Below are 20,869 nucleotides of genomic sequence, written 5' to 3'. Positions count from 1 at the left end.
GCCGCTCGTGCTGTACACGCTGGCCACGCGGAGCAGGGCCGTGCTGCCGCTGCTGGTGGCGGGCGCGGTCGCCGCGCAGGGCGTGGCGGGAAGGCCGAGCGTCAGCGTGGCGGTCGCCGCGAGGACGGCGCCGCCGAGAACCAGTCGTCTGGACACGCCCCGACGTTAGGACCCGCCCCTTGCGCAGGGATTGCTCCCGACTTGCAACCCTTACCCCCGCCCCGGTTCCCCTGTACCGGGGCGGATGCTCAGCGTGACGGCCTGTTCACGGATGACAAGCCGGGATCGTACAGTGTCAGGATGACGGTCGAGATCACGTGGTCGCGGCGGCGCGCGGCGACCGGCCGGGGCTCGCCGTCGCCCGCGCACCTGACGTAGCCGTCATCCTCACGGACGAGAAGGACCACCCCCATGGCTCAGATCAGTCCCCCCAGCCCGCCCGAGGCCGGCAGCGGCCAGCCCAGCCTGAAGCGGGTGATGGGCCCCGGCCTGTTGCTGCTGTTCATCGTCGGCGACATCCTCGGCACCGGCATCTACGCCCTGACCGGCCAGGTCGCCGGCGAGGTGGGCGGCGCGGCCTGGCTGCCCTTCACGATCGCCTTCGTCGTCGCGCTGATCACCGCCTGCTCCTACCTGGAGCTGGTGACCAAGTATCCGGAGGCCGCGGGCGCCGCCCTCTACGTGCACAAGGCGTTCGGCAAGCACGCGCTGACGTTCCTGGTGTGCTTCGCGGTGATGTGCTCGGGCATCACGTCGGCGTCGGCGGCCTCGCGGGCCTTCGCCGCCAACCTCGCCACCGGGTTCGGCCTCGACGCGGGCAACGGCGTCATCCTGCTGATCGCCGTGGGGTTCATGCTGCTGATCCTGGCCGTCAACCTGCGCGGCGTCGGCGAGAGCGTCAAGCTCAACGTCGTGCTCACCGCGGTGGAGCTGTCGGGGCTGCTGATGGTCATCGTGCTCAGCGGGTACTTCATCTCCGGCGGCCACGCCGACTTCTCCCGCGTCGTCGCCTTCGAGACGCCCGCCGACAAGGGCGTGTTCCTGGCCGTCAGCGCCGCGACGTCGCTGGCCTTCTTCGCCATGGTCGGGTTCGAGGACTCCGTCAACATGGCCGAGGAGACCAAGAACCCGACCCGGATCTTCCCGCGCATGATGTTCGCCGGCATCGGCATCACCGGGGTGATCTACGTGCTCGTGTCGATCTGCGCGGTCGCCGTCGTCCCGGTCGGTCAGCTCGCCGCCAGCGAGACGCCGCTGGTCACGGTGGTGCAGACGGCGGCTCCCGGCGTGCCGATCGCCTCGCTGCTGCCGTTCATCTCGATGTTCGCCGTCGCCAACTCGGCGCTGATCAACATGCTGATGGCCAGCCGGCTGCTGTACGGCATGAGCAAGCAGGGCGTGCTGCCGCCGTTCCTGTCGGCGGTCCACGCCACCCGGCGCACGCCGCACGCGGCGATCCTGTTCACCACGGTGATCGCCATCGGCCTCATCACGTTCGTCTCGCTGGTCCCCGACAGCCCCGTCGTGGCGCTGCTGGGCGGCACGACCTCGCTGCTGCTGCTGGCCGTCTTCGCGGCGGTCAACGTGGCGGTCCTCGTCCTGCGCCGGGACGTCACCGGCGCCGAGCACTTCAACGCGGGCCGCGTGCTCCCCGTGGTGGGCACGGTAACCTGCCTCTACCTGGTGCTGCCGTGGTCCTCCGGGCGTCCGGCGGGCCAGTACGAGATCGCCGGGATCCTGCTGGTGATCGGCGTGATCCTGTGGGCGGCGTCCTGGTCGTCGGCCAGGCGCCGGGCCGCCCGGCGACCATGAGACCGGCGACCTTAAGTCCGGCGGAAGCAGACCGTAAGCAGGCTCCGGCACGCTGGGAACCACACAGAGCGGAACCGGAAGGGACATATCAGATGCGCAAGGTCAAGCTGCAGCTCCAGATCACCACGGACGGCTTCGTGGGCGGCCCCGCCGGCGAGATGGACTGGGTCACGTTCCCCTGGACCGACGACATCAACGCCCACGTCGCGGCGCTCTGGGAGCCGGTCGACACCATCGTGCTGGGCCGCAAGCTGGCCGAGGGCTTCATCCCGGCCTGGGAGTCGCGGCCGGCGGGCGAGACCGAGGAGGGCATCGACAAGATGATCAACACTCCGAAGGTCGTCATCTCCCGCAGCCTCACCGAGTCGCCCTGGAAGAACGCCGTCGTGGCGGGCGGCGACCCGGCCGAGACCGTCGAGGAGCTGAAGGCGAAGCCCGGCGGCGACGTGATGGTGGCCGGCGGCGCCTCGATCGGCCGGCAGCTGATCTCGCGGGGGCTGATCGACGAGCTGCACCTGTTCGTCAACCCGGTCGCGATCGGGGCCGGGCTGCCGCTGTTCCCGGCGGGCGAGGGTTACCACCGGCTGCGCCTGGCCGGCGCGCGCGCGTTCGACTGCGGCGTGGTGGGCCTGCACTACGAGCCGGAACGGTCCTGAGAGGTCCGCCCTTCACCGTGGCGGGCCGTGAACCGCGGAAGGCGAAAGAGAGCACGTGCCCGGGAATGGCCTCCCGGGCACTTCGCTTTTGGTCAGAACGTCGCTGACCAGGAGATAGTCCGGCCGTCAATGACGTGAAAGCGAAGGCCCGGGAGAATGGCGGTCAGTCCATCTCGACGGCGGCCTGGGCGAACTGGGCGGAGTAGAGGCGGGCGTAGGCGCCGTCCGCCGCCAGGAGGGCCTCGTGGGTGCCCTGCTCGACGATTCGGCCCTCCTCCATGACCAGAATGAGGCTGGCGTCGCGGATCGTGGACAGGCGGTGGGCGATCACGAAGCTGGTCCGGCCCTCGCGCAGCGAGCTCATCGCCCGCTGGATGAGCACCTCGGTACGGGTGTCGACCGAGCTGGTGGCCTCGTCCAGGATGAGGATCGCCGGCTCGGACAGGAACGCGCGGGCGATCGTGATGAGCTGCTTCTCACCCGCGCTGACCGTGGCGCCCTCCTCGTCGATCACCGTGTCGTAGCCGTCGGGCAGCGTGTGGGCGATGCGGTCGACGTGAGCGGCGCGGGCGGCGGCCTCGATGCGCTCGCGGGTGGCGCCCTCGGCCCCGTAGCCGATGTTCTCGGCGATCGTGCCGCCGAACAGCCAGGTGTCCTGGAGCACCATGCCGATGTCGGCGCGCAGCTCCTCCCTGGACATCTCGGCCGTGTCGACGCCGTCGAGGGTGATGCGGCCGCCGGTCACCTCGTAGAACCGCATGATGAGGTTGACCAGGGTCGTCTTGCCCGCTCCCGTGGGGCCGACGATGGCCACGGTCTGGCCGGGCTCCACGGTCAGCGACAGGTTCTCGATCAGCGGCCGGTCGGGGGCGTAGCGGAAGGAGACGTTCTCGAACGCCACGCGCCCCCGCAGCTCGGCGGGACGGGCGGGCTCGGCCGGCTCGGCCGACTGCTCGGGGGCCTCCAGCAGCTCGAAGACCCGCTCGGCCGAGGCGACGCCCGACTGGACGAGGTTCGCCATGCCGGCCACCTGGGTCAGCGGCTGGCTGAACTGCCGGGAGTACTGGATGAACGCCTGCACGTCGCCCAGCGAGATCGCGCCCGAGGCCACCTTGAACCCGCCCACGACGGCGACCAGCACGTAGTTGACGTTGCCGATGAACATCATCGCCGGCTGGATGAGGCCGGAGATGAACTGGGCGCGGAAGCTGGAGGCGTACAGGGCCTGGTTGTGCTCCTCGAAGGTGGCGACGGCCTCCTGCTGGCGGCCGAAGATCTTGACCAGGGTGTGGCCGCCGTACATCTCCTCGATGTGGCCGTTGAGCTTGCCGGTGGACGACCACTGCTTGACGAACTGCGGCTGCGACCGCTTGCCGACGACGGTGGTGACGTAGACCGACACGGGCACCGTGACCAGGGCGATGAGCGCCAGGACCGGCGAGATCCAGAACATCACCACCAGCACGCCCACGACGGTCAGCACCGAGGAGATGAGCTGGCTCATGGTCTGCTGGAGGGTCTGGGCGATGTTGTCGGTGTCGTTGGTGGCGCGGCTGAGGATCTCGCCGCGCGGCTGGCCGTCGAAGTAGCTGAGCGGCAGCCGCCCCAGCTTGGCCTCGATCCGCTCGCGCAGCCGGGACGCCGCCCGCTGGACGATGGTCGTCGTGAGCCGGAACTGCGCGATGCCGAGCAGCGCCGCCACCACGTAGATGGCCAGCACCCAGCCCAGGACGTGGGCCAGTGCGGTGAAGTCGATGCCCTGGCCGGGCACGACGTTCATCGAGGCGACCATGTCGGCGAAGTTGTCCTCGCCCTTGGCGCGCAGGCCCGCCACGGCCTGCTCCTTGGTGAGCCCGGGGGTCAGCCGGGCGCCGATGATGCCGGAGAAGATCAGGTCGGTGGCGTGGCCGAGGATCTTGGGCCCGGTGACGGCGAGCGCGACGCTGGCCGTGCCGAGCGCCAGCACGACGCCGAGCATCGCGCGTTCGGGCCGCAGCAGGCGCAGCAGCTTGCGCAGCGTGCCGCCGAAGTCGAGCGCCTTCTCGGCCGGGCCGGCCATCATCCTGCCCGGCCCGAAGGCGGGCTGCGGGCGGCGCGCGGGAGCCTGGGCGGTCATGCCGCGGCCTCCTGTTCGGTGAGCTGGGACAGCACGATCTCGCGGTAGGTCGGGCAGGTCTCCATGAGCTCGGCGTGGTCGCCGCTGCCCACCACCCGCCCCTCGTCGAGCACGAGGATGAGGTCGGCGTCGCGGATGGTGTTCACCCGCTGGGCGACGATGACGATCGTGGCGTCGGCGATCTCCTCGGCCAGGGCGGCCCGCAGGCGGGCGTCGGTGGCGTAGTCGAGGGCGGAGAAGGAGTCGTCGAACAGGTAGATCCCGGGCCGGTGCACGAGGGTCCTGGCGATGGCCAGGCGCTGGCGCTGGCCGCCGGAGACGTTCGTGCCGCCCTGGGAGATCGGCTCGTCCAGGCCGCCGGGCATCGCCTCGACGAACTCGCGGGCCTGGGCGATCTCCAGGGCCCGCCACAGCTCCTCGTCGGTGGCGCCGGGCCGGCCGTAGCGCAGGTTGGAGGCCACGGTGCCGGAGAACAGGTAGGGCGACTGCGGGACCAGGCCGACCGCGCGGGACAGCGCCGCCGGGTCGAGGTCGCGGACGTTGACGCCGTCCACCAGCACGTCGCCGGCGGTCGCGTCGAACAGCCGCGGGACGAGGTTGAGCAGCGTGGTCTTGCCGCTGCCGGTGCTGCCGATGATCGCGGTGGTCCGGCCCGGCCGCGCGGCGAAGCTCACCCCGCACAACACCGGGTCCTCGGCGCCCGGGTAGCGGAAGTCGACCGACCGCAGCTCCAGCTCGCCCCGGTGGCCGTCGGGCGTGACGGGGTTCGCGGGCGGGTGAACGGTCGGGTCGGTGCCGAGCACGTCCTCGATGCGCTCGGCGCAGACCTCGGCGCGCGGGATCATCATGAACATGAACATGGCCATCATCACCGACATCAGGATCTGCATCAGATAGGAGATGACCGCGGTCAGCGCGCCGACCTGCATGGCGCCGTCGGCGATGCGGTGGCCGCCGAACCAGATGACGGCGACGCTGGAGACGTTCACGACCAGCATGACCGAGGGGAACATCAGCGCCATCAGCCGGCCGACCCGCAGCGAGACGTCGGTGAGCCGGTCGTTGGCCACGCCGAAGCGCTCGCGCTCGTGCCGGTCGCGGACGAACGCCCGGATGACCCGGATGCCGGTGATCTGCTCGCGCAGCACCTGGTTGATCCGGTCGATGCGCTCCTGCATGGTGCGGAACAGCGGCCGCATCCGCCAGACGACCAGTCCGACGATGACGATCATCACCGGCAGCACGACGAGCAGCAGCGACGACAGCGCGGTGTCCTGGCGCAGCGCCAGCACGATGCCGCCGACGCACATGATCGGCGCGGCCACCATCATCGTGAACGTCATCAGCACGAGCAGCTGCACCTGCTGCACGTCGTTGGTGGTCCGGGTGATCAGCGACGGCGCCCCGAACCTGTTCACCTCCTGCGCCGAGAAGCCCTGCACGCGGTGGAAGATCGCGGCGCGCAGGTCGCGGCCCAGGGCCATCGACGTCCTGGCGCCGTAGTAGACGGCCACGATCGAGCAGACGATCTGGACGAGCGTCACGCCGAGCATCACCAGCCCGACGCGCATGATGTAACCGGTGTCGCCGGTGATGACGCCGTGGTCGATGATGTCGGCGTTGAGTGTGGGGAGATAGAGCGTGGCCAGTGTCTGCACGAACTGGAAGAGGACCACGAGGGTGATCTCCTTCCCGTACGGCCTGAGCTGGACCCGCAGCAGGCGCAGCAGCATCAACGGACGCTTTCTGTGATGGGGGTGCGGTAGGAGGGCAGCAGCAGCCCGTCGAGCAGGACGGAGACGAGCTCCTCGTCGTCCATGTCGCCGAAGTCGTCGGACAGGCCGAAACCGCGGTGGACGCTCACCGAGACGAGCATGAGCAGCAGTTGCGCCGTGGCCATGGGCGAGCGGCGCAGATGGTCGCGGTCGGGCTCGACGAGGGCGGCGATCGCGGCGGTGATGCGGGCGCGGCTGTCCAGCATGTGCTCGCGGAACTCGGCGTCCTCGGCCATGAGCTCGCGGGGCACGGTGAAGATGTTGACGTTGGCCTTCATGCCGGCCCGCAGCAGCGCCGCCACCTCACGCAGCCGGGCGCGCAGCCCGGCGGTGGCGCCGATGGCGGCGAGCGCTTCCTCGGCCGGACGGGGGTCGAAGGCGCTCATCAGGGCCGCGCGCAGCAGCGTGGCCTTGTCGGGGAAGACGCCAAAGATCGTGCCCTCGGCCACGCCCGCGGCCTCGGCGATCTGGCGGGTGCTGACGGCGGTGCCGTGCGCGCGCAGCAGGGGGACGGTGGCCTCGATGAGGGCGGCACGGCGGTCTTCGGGCGCCATCGCGGGCACCCGTCGCCTCTTGGTCATGCGGACGAGCGTAATGAGTGAGTACTCGCTCGTTCAAATCATTATTTGCCGGACATGTGGATGGGCAGGTCAGCCCGCCGGCTTGTCGTCGGCCAGGTTCTTGAGCCACACGCCGGCGCCCCGCATGAGCACGTCCAGCTCACGGCGCAGTTCGGCGTTCTCGCGGCGCAGCCAGAGCAGCTCGTCCCGCTCCTCCAGGGAGAGCACGCCCGTTTCCGCCGGCTGGACCGGTCGCGGGTGGTGGCGGCCCTCGGGGGCCGGGTCGTGCGTGCGGAACGCGTCCTCCCAGGGGCCGAGGACGTCCGCGGCGGCCGGGGCGGGCCCGGCCACCGGGGCCGGGGCGGGGGTCGCGGCGGGGGGCGCGGCGGGGGTCGCGGCGGCGACAGGGGCCGGGGCGTCGGCGATCCTGGTCTTCGGCAGTGTGAGGGTGACCAGCGCGGCGACCACCGCGACGCCGCAGCCGATCAGCAGGGCGGTGCGGAAGCCGGTCTCCGAGGGCAGCGTGTGGCCGCCGACCGTCACGGTGAGCTGGGCCAGGACGACGCCGATCACGGCGGCGCAGACCGAGGTGCCGATGGAGCGCATCAGGGTGTTGAAGCTGTTGGCGGAGGCGGTCTCGCTCCTCGGGACCGCGCCCATGATGAGGGCGGGCATCGCGCCGTACGCCAGGCCGACCCCGGCGCTGCCGACGCAACCGGCGATCATCAGGCCCCAGCTCCAGCCCATCAGGCCGAGCGCGGTGCCGTAGCCGGCCGCGATGACCAGCGCGCCGACGAACAGGCTGGTCTTGGGCCCGCGGGCGGCCGACAGCCGGGCGCCGAGCGAGGAGACCGCCATCATCATCAGCCCGGACGGCGCCATCCAGAGCCCGGCGGCCAGCATCGACTGGCCCAGGCCGTAGCCGAGCGCCGCGGGCAGCTGCAGGATCTGCATGAGGACCAGCGACTGGGCGTACATGGCGAAGCCGACGAGGATCGAGGCCACGTTGGTGAGCAGCACCTGGGGGCGGGCGGTGGTGCGCAGGTCCACGAGGGGGTCGCGGACGCGCAGCTCCCACAGCCCCCACAGCAGGGCGAGCAGCACCGCGCCCCCGAGCAGCCCGAGGGTGGCGCCGCTCGACCAGCCCCAGTCGCCGCCCTTCGACACGCCGAGCAGCAGGCAGACCAGCGCCGCGCCCAGGCCGAACGCGCCGACCAGGTCGAGCCGGCTCCGGACGGCGGCGGCGGGCGTGGCCGGGACCAGCAGCCAGATCAGCACCCCGACCAGCACGCTCAGCGCGGCCGAGCCCCAGAACAGCACCCGCCAGTCGGCGTACTCGGCGACCGCGGCCGAGATCGGCAGCCCGAGCGCGCCGCCGATGCCCATGGACGAGCTCATCAGCGCGATGGCCGGGCCGACCCGCTGGGGCGGCAGCAGGTCGCGCAGCGCGCTGACGCCGAGCGGGATCATGCCGACGCCCAGCCCCTGGAGACCGCGTCCGGCGATCATGGGGATCAGGGAGCCGGACAGCGCGCACACCACCGACCCGGCGACGAGCGGCACCGAGCAGACGAGCATCATGGTGCGCTTGCCGTAGAGGTCGCCGAGCTTGCCGATGACGGGGGTGGCGACCGCGCCGACCAGCAGCGTCACGGTGATCACCCATGACGTGTCGGCGGCGCTCGCGTGCAGCAGCAGCGGCAGCCGGCCGATGAGCGGCACCACCAGCGTCTGCATGAGCGAGCCGACGATGCCGGCGACCGCGAGCACGCTGACGATCCCGCCGCCGGAGCGCGGGCTGGGCGCGGAATGCACCATTAATCCCCCTATTGTCCGAATGCACCCTACACAGGATGTGCCCCCTGCACAACCTGTGCGCCCTGCACATCGGCCTGGTCACGGAAGGGGCCCTGCGCCGAGAGGGCAGGTCAGCCGCGGTCGCGGGCGCCGCCGTCGAGGACCTGGTCGATGTGGGCGGCGAGCTCGACGTCGCGCTCGGTGACCCCGCCGGCCTCGCCCGTCGAGAGCCGGAAGCGGATGCCCTCCGCCGTACGCTCGATCTCGGCCTGGTGCCCCAGCGTGGCGCCCTCGTTGTGCACCGCCTCGCTCAGCCAGCCGTAGCTGTCGGGCGTGATCGGCACGTCCTTGACCAGGGCGTCGCCGTCCCGCCGCCAGCCCTCCAGCGCCGCCAGGGCGGTGTCGATGTCCTCGTCGGTCAGGCGCTCGGCCATGTTGCCCCCCAAGTCGTCGGCTTCCCGACGCTCGGCTACCACCGATGGGCCGCTTCACACCCGCCATTTCCTCTATAGCGTGTAGTACTACGATCCGTAGAGGAGACGTGGCATGCGAGTGCCGGTGACGGACGGCCGTGAGGTCGTCGTGCTGGAGGCCCGCGCCTCGGCGGTCGCCGCGAACCTGCTCGCGGGTCGGGCCCGCGGACGCTCACGCAGAGCGAGCCCCTGATGCGGCCGATGGCCGCCGTCCCGCCGCGCCTGGCGGCGCCGGGTTTCGGACGTCTGCCGCGCGCGCTCAGCGACCGGATCTGACACTCGGAGCGCACGCCTGCGCCGTTTCTGACATAGGGGTTGACGCCGCCGGAACGCCAGCCACCGCCGCCGAGCCCCTGACAGGCCGGTAATCACAAGATCGTTTATATAAATGCTTGAATTACAGCATTTACGACCTGACTTACTACGCATTTCGGGCAAGTCATTTCTGTCATGACGTACAAACTGTTTGCCGAAACACGGTGAAATGTGATCAGTTTACGGACGTGAGAGATTTTCTCATTGTCGGGGGCGGCGTCGCGGGCGCCTGTGCGGGGTTCTTCCTCGCCAGGTCAGGCACCGTGACCCTGCTCGAAGCCGAGCAGGTCACCGGCCACCACTCGACCGGACGGTCGGCGGCGCTCTTCTCGGAGTACTTCGGCAACGGCGCCGTCCGGGCTCTCACGGCGGCGAGCAGGGACTTCCTCGCCGCGCCTCCACCGGGTTTCGCCGACGTCCCGCTGCTGAGCCCGCGCGGCGTGCTCGCGCTGTGCCCGCACGGCGGCGAGAAGCTGTTCGACGAGGTGCTGGCCGAAGGGCGGCGGGCCCCGACGCCGGCGGTGGAGATCGACCCCGCCGAGGCTTCGGAGCACTGCCCGATCCTGCGTCCTGGCCGGTTCAGCAGGGCGATGCTCAAGCCCGGCGCGATGGACATCGACGTGGACGCCCTCCACCAGGGCTTCCTGCGCGGCATCAGGGCGCGCGGCGGCCAGGTGGTCACCTCCGCCCGGGTCCGGGCGCTGTCGCGCACGGGCGGCGTCTGGCGGGCGGTCACCGACGCGGGCGAGCACGCCGCGCCGATCCTGGTCAACGCGGCCGGGGCGTGGGCCGACGAGGTCGCCGGGCTGGCCGGGGTGCGGCCGGTGGGCCTGCGCCCGCTGCGCAGGACCGCGTTCCTGGTGGACCTGCCCGAGGGGACGGACGCCCGGTCCTGGCCGATGGTCACCGACGTGGCGGACACGTTCTACGTCAAGCCCGAGTCCGGGCGGCTGCTGGTCTCCCCCGCCGACGCCACGCCCGTCCCGCCCTGCGACGCCCGCCCCGACGACCTGGACGTCGCCGTCGGCGTGCGGCGCGTCCAGGAGGCCACGACGCTGGAGATCCGCAGCGTCCGGCACGCCTGGGCGGGGCTGCGCAGCGAGGTGGCCGACGGGACGCCGGTGATCGGGCCGGAGCCCGGCGCGCCGGGGTTCGTCTGGCTGGCCGCCCTGGGCGGCTACGGGGTGCAGACGTCGCCCGAGGCGGGCCGGATCGCCGCCGCCGCGGCGACGGACGGGGCCGCCGAACCGGCGTACGCGCCGGGCCGGCTCCGGAACGACTTGGAACGCCTATGAGGAAGGCGACGGGGGCGTGTGAGGCAAAGGGGCCGGTCGCCGTTCGTACATTCCTGACAGAGAGGTGGAGATGACCGGCAACACCCGCGGCTTCACCGGCCGGGCGGTCGACTTCGGCCCGTTCCGTCCCGTCCCGGCGTTGATCGAGGAGCAGACCGACCGGTGCCCGGAGCGGCCGGCGGTCACCTACGACGGCAGGACCCTCACCTACAGGCAACTGGACGACCTGGTCAACGGCCTGGCGGCGACGCTGGCCGGGCACGGCGTGGGCAAGGGCGACGTGGTCGCCGCCCTGCTGGTCAACTCGCTGGAGCTGCCGGTCGCGTACCTGGCGCTGATGAAGCTGGGCGCGGCGTTCGTGCCGCTCGACCCGTCGTGGCCGGTCGAGCGCGTGCGCGACACGCTGGACGTGCTGCCGGACGGGCCGATCCTGTGCGCGGGCGGCGAGCCGCTGCCGCCGGGCGCGGCCGATCGGGCGGTGATCGTCGGGATCGACACGATCGTCCCGACCGCCGAGCGCCCGGCGGTCGAGCTGGGCCCGGACGACCTGGCGTACGGCTACTTCACCTCCGGCACCACCGGCACCCCCAAGTGCGCGATGAACCGGCACGGCGGCCTGGCCAACCGGCTGCGCTTCATGACCCGCTACTTCGCCGCGACCGGCGACGACGTCGTGCTGCAGAACAGCAGGCACACCTCCGACTCCGCGCTGTGGCAGCTGTTCTGGCCGCTGACCACGGGCGGGCGCACGGTGCTGCCCGTGCAGGGCGACTTCCTCAACCTCCGGCACACCATCGACCTGATCGCCCGGTACGGCATCACCACCGCCGACTTCGTCTCCAGCGTCTTCAACGCCCTGGTCGCCATCGTGGACGGCGACGCCGCCGCCCTGCGCGCGCTGTCGTCCCTGCGCCGGCTCGTCGTCGGCAGCGAGGCGGTCAGCCCGCGCGCGGTGCACCGCCTGATGGCCCTGCTGCCCGGCCTCGACCTGACCAACGGCTACGGCCCCACCGAGGCGTCGATCGGGATGGTCTTCCACCGGGTGTCGGCGGCCGACGGCGACGCGGTCCCGCTGGGCCGCCCGATCGACAACTGCTACGCGGTCGTGGTGGACGACGAGCTGCGCCCGGTCCCGCCCGGCACGACCGGCGAGATCGCGATCGGCGGCGCCTGCCTGGGCGTGGGCTACCTGGGCGACCCGGCCGCGACGGCCAGGGCGTTCGTCGGCAACCCGTTCCCCGGCGAGATCCCGGGCGAGCGCCTCTACCTCACGGGCGACCTCGGCCACCTGGACGACGACGGCCGCCTGTTCTTCGCCGGCCGCAAGGACTTCCAGGTCAAGATCCACGGTGTGCGCATCGAGCTGGGCGAGATCGCCGCGGCGGCGCAGCGCTGCCCCGGCGTGCTGCAGGCCGAGGTGCTGGTGGCCGAGCAGGCGGGCGTCAAGGCGCTGGCGCTGTTCGCCTCCGGCAGGGGCCTGACCGAGGCCGCGCTGGCCGCCGAGCTGCGCCGCACGCTGCCGCGGACCAGCGTCCCCCGCTACTTCTTCCCGCTGGCCGAGATGCCGCTGCACGACAACGGCAAGGTGGACCGCGGCCGGCTCCAGGAGATCCTCGACGGGCGGCTGGCCGAGGACACCGCGCTGCTGGCCGAGAGCGCGCCGACCGCGTGCCTGGGCGACCAGGTGCTGCGGGCGATGCGCTCGGCGCTGGGCTGGCCGGGCCTGACCCCCGAGACGCACTTCGCCGAGTCGGGCGGCGACTCCATCCAGGCCCTGTCCGTGGTCCACATGATCACCGCCGAGACCGGCGTGCGCGTGGACGTCAAGGACCTGTACGACCACCCGACGGCCGGCGCGCTGGCCCGGCTGATCGAGCGGCGGCGGCAGGACCACGAGGCCATCGAGGAGGAGTCGGTGCTGATGGCGCGCGACTCCGTGGTGCCCGACGGGGAGCCCATCCGGCGGGCGTCCAGGCCGGAGCGGCTGCGCACGGTGCTGGTCACCGGGGGCACCGGGTTCGTCGGCAGCCGCCTGGTGCACGAGCTGCTGAGCCGCGGCGGGCTGCGGGTGTGCTGCCTGGCGCGGGCGGCCGACGACGAGGCGGCCACGGCCCGGGTCGTCGCGGCGCTCGCCGAGCGGGGGTTGTGGGAGCCGCGCTTCGCCGACCGGCTGGAGGGCTACGCGGGCGACCTGTCCTTACCCGGCCTCGGGCTGGACGGCTCCACCTGGGAGCATCTGGCCCGAGCCTGCGACCTGGTGCTGCACAACGGCGCGATGGTGAACTTCCTGTTCGACTACCGCGCCCACCGTCAGGCCAACGTGCGCGGCACGATCGAGCTGGTGCGGCTGGCGATGGCCCACCACCCGGTGCCGCTGCACTACGTCTCGACGCTGGGCGCGCTGCAGACGGAGGCGCTCCACAGGGGCGAGCGCGTCCCGGAGGACTGCGACCCGGCGCTGGCCAGGCCGCCGGGCGGCGGGTACAGCCGGTCGAAGTGGATCGCCGAGCGCTACCTGGCCGAGGCCCGGCGCCGGGGCGCGCTGGTGACCGTGCTGCGGCTGGGCGAGATCATGCCGAGCGCCGACAACGGCTATCCGAACCCGGTCGCCTTCACCCACCTGCTGCTGTCGGCGTTCGTGCGGCTCGGCGTGCGTCCGGACGTCGCCACGCGCACCGACTACACCCCGGTCGACTACGTCGCCGCGCGGGTCGGGGCGGCCGTGGCCGATCCCGAGGTCTGGGGCCGTACGCTGCACGTCTTCCGCGCCGAGAGCGTCCGCATCGACGACGTGCCGGCGCGGGCGGGCGTGCCGGTCACGCCGATCCCGTGCGGCGACTTCGCGCGGCTCGTGCGCGAGACCGGCCGGGCGAGCGGGGACCGCGAGCTGATCACGCTCGCCTCCCTGCTGCCCGCCGCGGCGGACGAGGAGGAGCTGCGCCGGGCGTTCGGCGGGCTGCTCACCGACAACCCCGCGCTGTTCCGCAAGGACGAGTGCCACAGGCTCGAACAGCGATGGCGGCTCGGCGAGGGCACCCTCGACGGCCCGATCGCCGCCTACCACGCCCGGCTGGCGGGCACGGCCGGGCAGCGGGTGCCCACCGGTTGATCAGGAAAGGTCAGGAATGCGCTACCGCAAGATGGGAAACCTCGGCTGGGAGGTCAGCGAGGTCGGCTACGGCATGTGGGGCATCGGCGGCGGCCCCGGCGGCTTCACCGGCTGGGACTACGACGTCGCCCCCCGGTGCCTCGACGAGGCCGTCGAACTGGGCTGCACCTTCTTCGACACCGCCTGGGTCTACGGCCGCGGCGTCAGCGAGCAGCTGCTCGGCGCGCTGCTGCGCCGCCACTCCGGCCACCGGCTGTACGTGGCCACGAAGATCCCGCCGAAGAACCGCGAATGGCCCCCGAAACCGGACGACACCCTCGACGACGCCTACCCCGCCGAGCACATCCGCGAGTACACCCACCGCAGCCTGGACAACCTGGGCGTCTCGCGCATCGACCTCATGCAGTTCCACACCTGGGAGGACCGCTGGGCCCGGGACGAGCGGTGGCAGGAGGCGATCAGGGACCTCAAGAGCGAGGGCCTGATCGACGCGGTCGGCATCAGCGTCAACCGGTGGGAGCCGGCCAACTGCCTCGCCGCGCTCGACACCGGCCTGATCGACGTCATCCAGGTGATCTACAACATCTTCGACCAGGCGCCCGAGGACGAGCTGTTCGACCGGGCGCTGCGCGATGGTGTGGGCATCATCGCCCGGGTGCCGTTCGACGAGGGCACCCTCACGGGCACCCTGACCGCGGACAGCACGTGGCCGGAGGAGGACTGGCGCAGCACCTACTTCGGGCCGGAGAACCTGGGGCCGAGCGTCGAGCGGGCCGAACGGCTCAAGGCGGCGCTCCCGGAGGGGCTCTCGCTGCCGGAGGTCGCGCTGCGGTTCGTGCTGCACCACCCGGCGGTCAGCACGGTGATCCCGGGGATGCGCAGGCCGGCGCACGTGCGGGCCAACCTCGGCGTCTCCGACGGGCGTCCGCTCGATCCTGACCTGCTGAGCGAGCTGCGGCGGCACCGCTGGGACCGGGTGCCGGCCTGGTGGTCGGGGTGAGCGGGCCGCTGGTCGCCATGTGGGCGCACTCGCGCTCGGCCTCGACGGCGTTCCTGCGCATGATGATCGAGCGGGGCGACGTGGCCGTCCTGCACGAGCCGTTCCTGGCGCTGACCGAGGAGGGCTCGCTGACGCTGCCCGCGCCGGACGGCGGCGAGGTGACGGCCCGCTCGGAGAAGGACCTGCTGGTCCGGCTGGCCGAGCTGGCACGGTCGCGGCCGGTGTTCGTCAAGGAGGTGCTCGACTACGAGTACCCGCACCTGTTCAAGCATCCGGAAGACCTGGCGGGGATCGTCCACACGTTCATCGTGCGCGACCCGCGGCCGACCATCGCCTCGCACTACGCGATCAAACCGGCGGTGACCTGCGACGAGATCGGCTACGAGCGGCTGTTCCTGCTGCACGAGCTGGTCCGGGAGGCGACCGGCCGGCGGCCGCTGGTGATCCGCACCGAACGGCTGATCCGCGAGCCGGCGGCGGTCGTCGAGGAGTTCTGCGCCTACACCGGCCTGCCCTTCCTGCCCGGCTCGCTCAGCTGGGCCGCCGGCGACCGCCCGGAGTGGGGGCGGACCCGCCGCTGGCACCTGGACGCGAGCGGCAGCGCCGGGTTCGAGGACCGCGGCAACGTCTACGCCGCGACCGTGGACAACCATCCGGCCCTGCGGGCCTTCTACGACCACCACCTCCCCTTCTACCAGCGCCTCGTCCAGGACGAATAGGGAGCATCCATGTCAGAGTCACCGGGCCGGCTGTTCGCGCGGGCCTACGCCGAGGACCCCGGCCACGCGGAAGTGACCTTCGACTACACCATCACCGAGGCGCACGAGCCGACCAAGGACCGGCCCCGCCTGACCGTGCGCAACCTGCTCAAGGTCGTTCCCGTCGAGGGCGACACGGCCCGGTTCTGGACGGAGTCGCCGCCCGGCGAGGAGGAGCGGCGGTCGGTGCGCGACTCGGACGTGCGCCGCGAGGCGGCCTTCAGGTTCGGCATGTCGGAGGCCAAGGTGCATCCGATCCGGGCGTGGGTGCAGATCCCCGACGGCCTGGCCGCCGACCCGGACGCCCTGGCCACCTTCCTCGACTACCGCCTGCTGGTCCGGCTGGCCACGGCCGAGAACCTGGCCCTGACCACCGCCCTGCTCGGCCATCCGGAGATCGCCCGCCTGCCGTACGACGACTACGTCCACGGCGTGCTGTCGGCCTGCGACGAGGTCGAGCAGTCGGGCGCGACGCCGCACGCGATGATCGTCAACCCGCGCGACTACTACCACCGGCTGATCGGCCGGGGCGGGCTGCTGGCCGAGCTGGCCGAGGGCAACGGCATGAAGGTCAGCCGCAACCGGTGGGTCGCCCCCGGTGACGCCCTGGTCGGCGACATCTCCGTGGCGGCCAGACTGCTGGACGCGGGCCGCTCGGTGATCCGGGTGGCCGAGCCGCCGCCCGGCACGTTCGCCCGGCCGGGCGTGGCCGTCTGCGCGGAGGTGTACGAGGGCGTCGCGGTGCATCTGCCGGGGTTGTTCTACCTGGTCACCCCAGCCGGGGAAAGCACCGTATTTCCCACTTCATAGCAATCGAGTAGAACGAGAACGACGAAAGGCGGTGACCGTGTCGGACACGAGCCAGGAATACCGGCGCAATGGTTGGTGGCGCGACGAGACCTTTCTGGACGACTTACGCCGCAACATCGGTGCGTCTCCCGACAAGGCAGCACTGATCAGCCGGCGCGTCGCCGACGGTGTCACCGACGTCGTCACCTACGCCGAGCTGGGCGCGATGACCGACCGCATCGCGCACGGCCTGGTCCGGCTGGGCGTGCGGCCGGGCGACTTCGTCGCCATCCAGCTGCCCAACCGCAGGGAGACGCTGCCCCTCGCGCTGGCGTGCATGAAGGTCGGCGCGCGCATCGCCCCGCAGATGCCCATCTACCGGCACCGCGAGCTGGACTTCATGATCCGGCTGACAGAGGCGAAGCTGTTCGTCACCACGAGCCGGATCGGCCACCTGGACACGGCGGAGACGGGGATGACCCTGGCCAGGGAGATCCCGAGCCTGGAGCACGTGATCGTCGTCGGCGGCGACGGCCCGCCCGGCTCGCTCGACTTCGACGAGCTCCTGCTCAACCCGGAACCGGGCGACCCGGCCGACATCGAGGGCCGCGAGCTGGGCCCCGACGACCCGTTCCTCATCCTGTTCACCTCGGGCACGACCGGCGAGCCCAAGGGCGCCCTGCACAGCCAGAACACCCTGTACGCCGACATCAAGGGCTACGCGGAGGCGTTCGGGCTGGACCCGAGCCTGGTCATCATGACGGCCCAGACGTCGATGCACTACGTCGGCCTGGTGATGGCGTACCTGACGGCGCTGACGCTGGGCGGCACCGCGGTCACGGCCGACGCCTGGGATCCGGGCGTCTACCTCGACCTGATGTCCGACCACGACGTCACCATGTACTACGGCTCGCCGCCGTTCGCCCGGGAGATCAGCGAGGAGCAGGCGGCCCGGCCGCGCGAGCTGCCCAGCCTGAGCGTCTTCGTCTCCGGCTCGGCCCCCGTCCCGCCGCACCTGGTGGAACGGGTCACCGAGACGCTGGGCGTGCGCGTGTACGCGCTGTGGGGCATGACCGAGAACGGCGGCGTCACCATGACCAGGCCCGAGGACCCGCCCGAGCGGGCCGGCGAGAGCGACGGCACGGTCATCTCCGGCATGGAGGTGCGCATCGTCGACGAGGAGAACAAGCCGGTCGAGAAGGGCGAGATCGGCGCGCTCCAGGTCCGCGGCGCGGCCCAGTGCCTCGGCTACTACCTGCGCGACGAGATCTACGCCAAGTCGATCACCCCGGACGGCTGGTTCGACACCGGCGACCTGGCCCGCGACGACGGCTACGGCGGCGTGCGCATCTCCGGCAGGACCAAGGACGTCATCATCGCCAACATGTGCCTCAAGCTGCCGGTCAGCGACATCGAGGCGCTGCTCGGGCGGCATCCGGCGATCCGTGACATCGCCCTCATCGGCATCCCGGACCCGGCGCTGGTCGAGCAGGTGTGCGCCGTCGTCACGCCGTCGGGCGAGCCGCCCACGCTGGAGGAGTTGCGCGCCTACCTCAAGGAGGCCGGCGTGAACGACTGGTTCTGGCCCGAGCGCCTGGAGATCGTCGAGGAGATGCCGCGGACCGTCACCGGCAAGATCCGCAAGGTCGAGCTGCGGGAGCGGTTCGGCGCGGCGTCGGACTGAGGTGGCCGGTTCACGGGCGCTCCCGCTCGCCGTCCTGTGCGGGAGCGCCTTCCTCGGCGCGATCGACGTGCAGCTCGCGAACATCGCCTTCCCCGACATCCTGCTCAGCTTCCCGCGCAGCAGCCTGCCGGAGCTGTCGTGGGTGTTCAACGGCTACGCGATCGTGTTCACCGCGGCGCTGCTGCCGGCCGGCGGCCTGGCCGACCGGTTCGGCGCGCGGCGGGTGTTCCTGACCGGCCTCGCGGTGTTCGTGGTCGGCGCCGCCCTGTGCGCGGTCGCGCCGTCGGCCGGCGCGCTGATCGCCGCCCGGGTCGTGCAGGGCGTGGGCGGCGGGGTGATCACGCCGCTGACGCTCGCGCTGATCCTGCCGTACTACCCGCCGGAGCGCCGGGGCACGGCGATCGGGCTGTGGAGCGCGGCGCAGTCGGTGGCGACGGCGTCGGGGCCGTCGCTGGGCGGCATGCTGGTCGGCGTCTGGGACTGGCGGACGGTGTTCTTCCTGCACCTGCCGGTCGGGGTGGCCGTGCTGGCGGGCGCCTGGCGGATCGTGCCCAAGCGGGCGGGTGAGACGGCCACGTCCCGGCTGCCGGACATCGCCGGGCTGCTGCTGCTGGTGGGGGCCATCGGGCTGCCCTCGCTGGCGATCGTGCAGAGCGACGCGTGGGGGCCGGGCAGCCCCGGCACGATCGCGGCGCTGGTCGCGGGCGTCGTCGTGGCCGTGCTGTTCGTCCGGCGGGCGCGCACGCATCCCGCGCCGATCGTGGACCTGGGCGCGTTGCGGGCGCGCGGCACGCAGCGGGCCAACCTCGCGATGTTCCTGGTCGGGCTGGTGATGTTCGCGCTGCCGCTGGCCAACATCCTGTTCCTGACCGGGATCTGGGGGTACTCCGTGGCCGCCGCGGGGCTCGCCGTCACGCCGGGGGCGCTCGCCCAGGTGCTGACCGCGCCGCTCGCCGGGCGGCTGGCCGCCAGGACCGGCCATCGCCTGCTCGCCCTGTGCGGGGTGGCGCTGCTGGCCCTGTCCACGGCGTACCTGGCGTTCGCGACGGGGGACGCCCCGGCGTACCTGACGGTGGTGCTGCCCGCGGTGGTGCTGTCGGGGGTCGCGGTGGCCGTGCTGATCACGTCGCTGAGCGGCGCGGCGGTGGCCGAGATCCCGCCCGCGCGGCTGGCCACCGGCACCGCCCTGTCGGTGACCTCGCGGGCCGTCGGGGCCGTCATCGGCGTCTCGGCGCTGGTGCTGGTGCTGTCGGGCGACCGGCTCGGGGCGATCGGGGCGTACCAGGGGGTGTGGCTGACGATGCTCGGCCTGTGCGCGCTGGTCGCCGTCGCCGCCGCCGGCCTGCGCGCCCCGCGGGCCGAGCCCGCCGCGCAACGCGCCTGACCGGCGCACGGCTTCAAGGGACGGGCCCGTCGGGTCAGTCGGGGGCGTAGGCCAGGACGTGGTCGTGCAGCAGGCGGCCGGCCCGCGGGTCGTCCCGCTCGAACGCCTCCACCAGGGGTTCGTGGTCGGCCGCGTTCTCGTGCGGCCGCATCCGGAACAGCCGGATCGACACGTGCGTCCAGACCTCGACGCCGAGCGACTCCCACACCGACGCCAGCAGCGCGTTGCCGGACGCCGCGACGATCTCCCGGTGGAAGGCGACGCCGTGGCGGACCTGGTCGTCGAGGGAGCCGGCGGCCGCGGCGGCGTGCAGGCGGGCCACGTGGGCGCGCAGCGCGGCCACCGGCGGCCGGCCGAGGCGGGTGGCGGTCTCCTCCAGCCCGGCCCGGACCTGGTAGACCTCCCGCAGGTCGTCGAGGGTGAAGCCGCGCACGCGGGCGCCGCGGTTGGGCGCCGACTCGACCAGCCGGAGCGCCTCCAGCTCGCGCAGCGCCTCGCGTACGGGGGCCTGGCTGACCTGGAGCTCGGCGGCCAGGCGGCGCTCGACGATGCGCTCGCCGGGCTCCCAGCGGCCGCTGATCAGGCCGTCGAGCAGCACTTTCCTGATCTCCTCGCGCAACGGCGGCCGCACCACGGGCTCCACAGATAATCCTTTCATCGGATGATCGATCATATGGTGTTTAATGGAAGCATGGAGAAAGACCTGGATCCACAGGAGACCGCCGAATGGCTCGAATCGCTTGAGGCGGTCCGGCGGGCGGCCGGTCCCGATCGGGCCGATTACCTGCTGCGCAGGCTCGCCACGAGCACGCGCTATCTCAACACGGTGCCCACCGCCGAGGAGCCCGCCTACCCCGGCGACCTGGAGCTCGAAGAACGCGTCGCGGCCTACGACCGGTGGAACGCCGCCGTCATGGTCAGCCGGGGCAGCAAGCTCGGCCTCGGGGGCCACCTGGCCACCTACGCCTCGGCCGCCTGGCTGTACGAGGTCGGCTTCAACCACTTCTTCCACGGCACGGACGACCAGGTCTTCTTCCAGGGGCACGCCTCCCCCGGCATCTACGCGCGGGCCTTCCTCGAAGGGCGCCTGAGCGAGGAGCAGCTCGACCTGTTCCGGCGCGAGACGCAGGGCGGGCTGCCGTCGTACCCGCACCCGAGGGCGATGTCGGGCTTCTGGCAGTTCCCGACCGTGTCGATGGGCATCGGCCCGCTCAACGCGGTCTACCAGGCACGCTTCAACCGCTACCTGCACAACCGCGGCATCAAGGACACCTCGCACAGTCATGTCTGGGCCTTCCTGGGTGACGGCGAGATGGACGAGCCGGAGTCCACCGCGGCGCTGACGC

15 protein-coding genes and 1 pseudogene are annotated in these 20,869 nt (G+C 72.1%); 10 read left to right on the top strand and 6 right to left on the bottom strand.

Annotated features, from left to right (window positions below; genetic code table 11):
• Window positions 1-411: 411 nt before the first annotated feature.
• Together ACWEJ6_RS50295 and ACWEJ6_RS50290 are read left to right on the top strand one after the other, a co-directional pair.
• Window positions 412-1,812, top strand: coding sequence for an APC family permease (locus ACWEJ6_RS50295; RefSeq protein ID WP_387665386.1), 1,401 nt, complete (start codon window positions 412-414; stop codon window positions 1,810-1,812).
• 92 nt (window positions 1,813-1,904) lie between these two features.
• Window positions 1,905-2,468: a dihydrofolate reductase family protein gene (locus ACWEJ6_RS50290; RefSeq protein WP_358298316.1), complete on the top strand. Its 564-nt coding sequence runs from the start codon at window positions 1,905-1,907 to the stop codon at window positions 2,466-2,468.
• A gap of 163 nt (window positions 2,469-2,631) precedes the next feature.
• On the opposite strand, the gene ACWEJ6_RS50285 is transcribed toward ACWEJ6_RS50290, so the two are convergent.
• The 5 genes from ACWEJ6_RS50285 to ACWEJ6_RS50265 form a co-directional block, all read right to left on the bottom strand.
• Entirely contained in the window at window positions 2,632-4,584 is a 1,953-nt protein-coding gene (locus tag ACWEJ6_RS50285; RefSeq protein ID WP_452432622.1) for an ABC transporter ATP-binding protein, read from the bottom strand.
• Window positions 4,581-6,317, bottom strand: coding sequence for an ABC transporter ATP-binding protein (locus tag ACWEJ6_RS50280; RefSeq protein WP_397166553.1), 1,737 nt, complete (start codon window positions 6,315-6,317; stop codon window positions 4,581-4,583). Before ACWEJ6_RS50280 ends, ACWEJ6_RS50285 begins: the two co-directional genes overlap by 4 nt.
• On the bottom strand, window positions 6,317-6,940 hold the full coding sequence (locus ACWEJ6_RS50275) for a TetR/AcrR family transcriptional regulator (protein ID WP_387665377.1): 624 nt from the start codon (window positions 6,938-6,940) through the stop codon (window positions 6,317-6,319). Before ACWEJ6_RS50275 ends, ACWEJ6_RS50280 begins: the two co-directional genes overlap by 1 nt.
• A gap of 69 nt (window positions 6,941-7,009) precedes the next feature.
• Window positions 7,010-8,737, bottom strand: coding sequence for an MFS transporter (locus ACWEJ6_RS50270; RefSeq protein ID WP_452432620.1), 1,728 nt, complete (start codon window positions 8,735-8,737; stop codon window positions 7,010-7,012).
• A 110-nt stretch (window positions 8,738-8,847) separates the two neighbouring features.
• Window positions 8,848-9,150 carry a 4a-hydroxytetrahydrobiopterin dehydratase gene (locus ACWEJ6_RS50265; RefSeq protein ID WP_358298325.1) on the bottom strand — a complete coding sequence of 101 codons (303 nt, stop codon included), beginning with the start codon at window positions 9,148-9,150 and terminating at the stop codon, window positions 8,848-8,850.
• A 542-nt stretch (window positions 9,151-9,692) separates the two neighbouring features.
• Here ACWEJ6_RS50265 and ACWEJ6_RS50260 point away from each other — a divergent pair.
• The 7 genes from ACWEJ6_RS50260 (at window position 9,693) to ACWEJ6_RS50230 (ending at window position 19,523) form a co-directional block, all read left to right on the top strand.
• Window positions 9,693-10,799 (top strand): NAD(P)/FAD-dependent oxidoreductase, encoded by a 1,107-nt coding sequence (locus ACWEJ6_RS50260; protein WP_452432618.1) that lies wholly within the window; start codon window positions 9,693-9,695, stop codon window positions 10,797-10,799.
• 70 nt (window positions 10,800-10,869) lie between these two features.
• Window positions 10,870-13,908 (top strand): non-ribosomal peptide synthetase, encoded by a 3,039-nt coding sequence (locus tag ACWEJ6_RS50255; protein WP_452432617.1) that lies wholly within the window; start codon window positions 10,870-10,872, stop codon window positions 13,906-13,908.
• A gap of 16 nt (window positions 13,909-13,924) precedes the next feature.
• Window positions 13,925-14,908, top strand: a complete 984-nt coding sequence (locus tag ACWEJ6_RS50250; protein ID WP_449925292.1) for an aldo/keto reductase — start codon at window positions 13,925-13,927, stop codon at window positions 14,906-14,908.
• The gene (locus ACWEJ6_RS50245) at window positions 14,905-15,627 is read left to right on the top strand and encodes a sulfotransferase-like domain-containing protein (RefSeq protein ID WP_452432616.1); all 723 of its coding nucleotides are present in this window, start codon (window positions 14,905-14,907) and stop codon (window positions 15,625-15,627) included. Before ACWEJ6_RS50250 ends, ACWEJ6_RS50245 begins: the two co-directional genes overlap by 4 nt.
• A 9-nt stretch (window positions 15,628-15,636) precedes the next feature.
• Window positions 15,637-16,476 carry a family 3 encapsulin nanocompartment shell protein gene (locus ACWEJ6_RS50240; RefSeq protein ID WP_452432615.1) on the top strand — a complete coding sequence of 280 codons (840 nt, stop codon included), beginning with the start codon at window positions 15,637-15,639 and terminating at the stop codon, window positions 16,474-16,476.
• A 37-nt stretch (window positions 16,477-16,513) separates the two neighbouring features.
• The gene (locus ACWEJ6_RS50235; RefSeq protein WP_452432613.1) at window positions 16,514-18,139 is read left to right on the top strand and encodes an AMP-binding protein; all 1,626 of its coding nucleotides are present in this window, start codon (window positions 16,514-16,516) and stop codon (window positions 18,137-18,139) included.
• 1 nt (window position 18,140) lies between these two features.
• A complete protein-coding gene (locus tag ACWEJ6_RS50230) occupies window positions 18,141-19,523 on the top strand; it encodes a DHA2 family efflux MFS transporter permease subunit (protein WP_452432611.1) in 1,383 nt (460 codons plus the stop codon).
• A gap of 34 nt (window positions 19,524-19,557) precedes the next feature.
• Here the strand turns inward: ACWEJ6_RS50230 and ACWEJ6_RS50225 are convergent, their stop codons facing one another.
• Entirely contained in the window at window positions 19,558-20,196 is a 639-nt protein-coding gene (locus ACWEJ6_RS50225; RefSeq protein WP_387665356.1) for a GntR family transcriptional regulator, read from the bottom strand.
• An 18-nt stretch (window positions 20,197-20,214) separates the two neighbouring features.
• Between ACWEJ6_RS50225 and ACWEJ6_RS50220 the strand changes: the two are divergent.
• A pseudogene (locus ACWEJ6_RS50220) lies at window positions 20,215-20,869 on the top strand (pyruvate dehydrogenase (acetyl-transferring), homodimeric type); the annotation flags it as partial.

Source organism: Nonomuraea sp. NPDC004702, from assembly GCF_053601695.1.
This window is presented reverse-complemented; position numbering and strand designations above follow the sequence as displayed.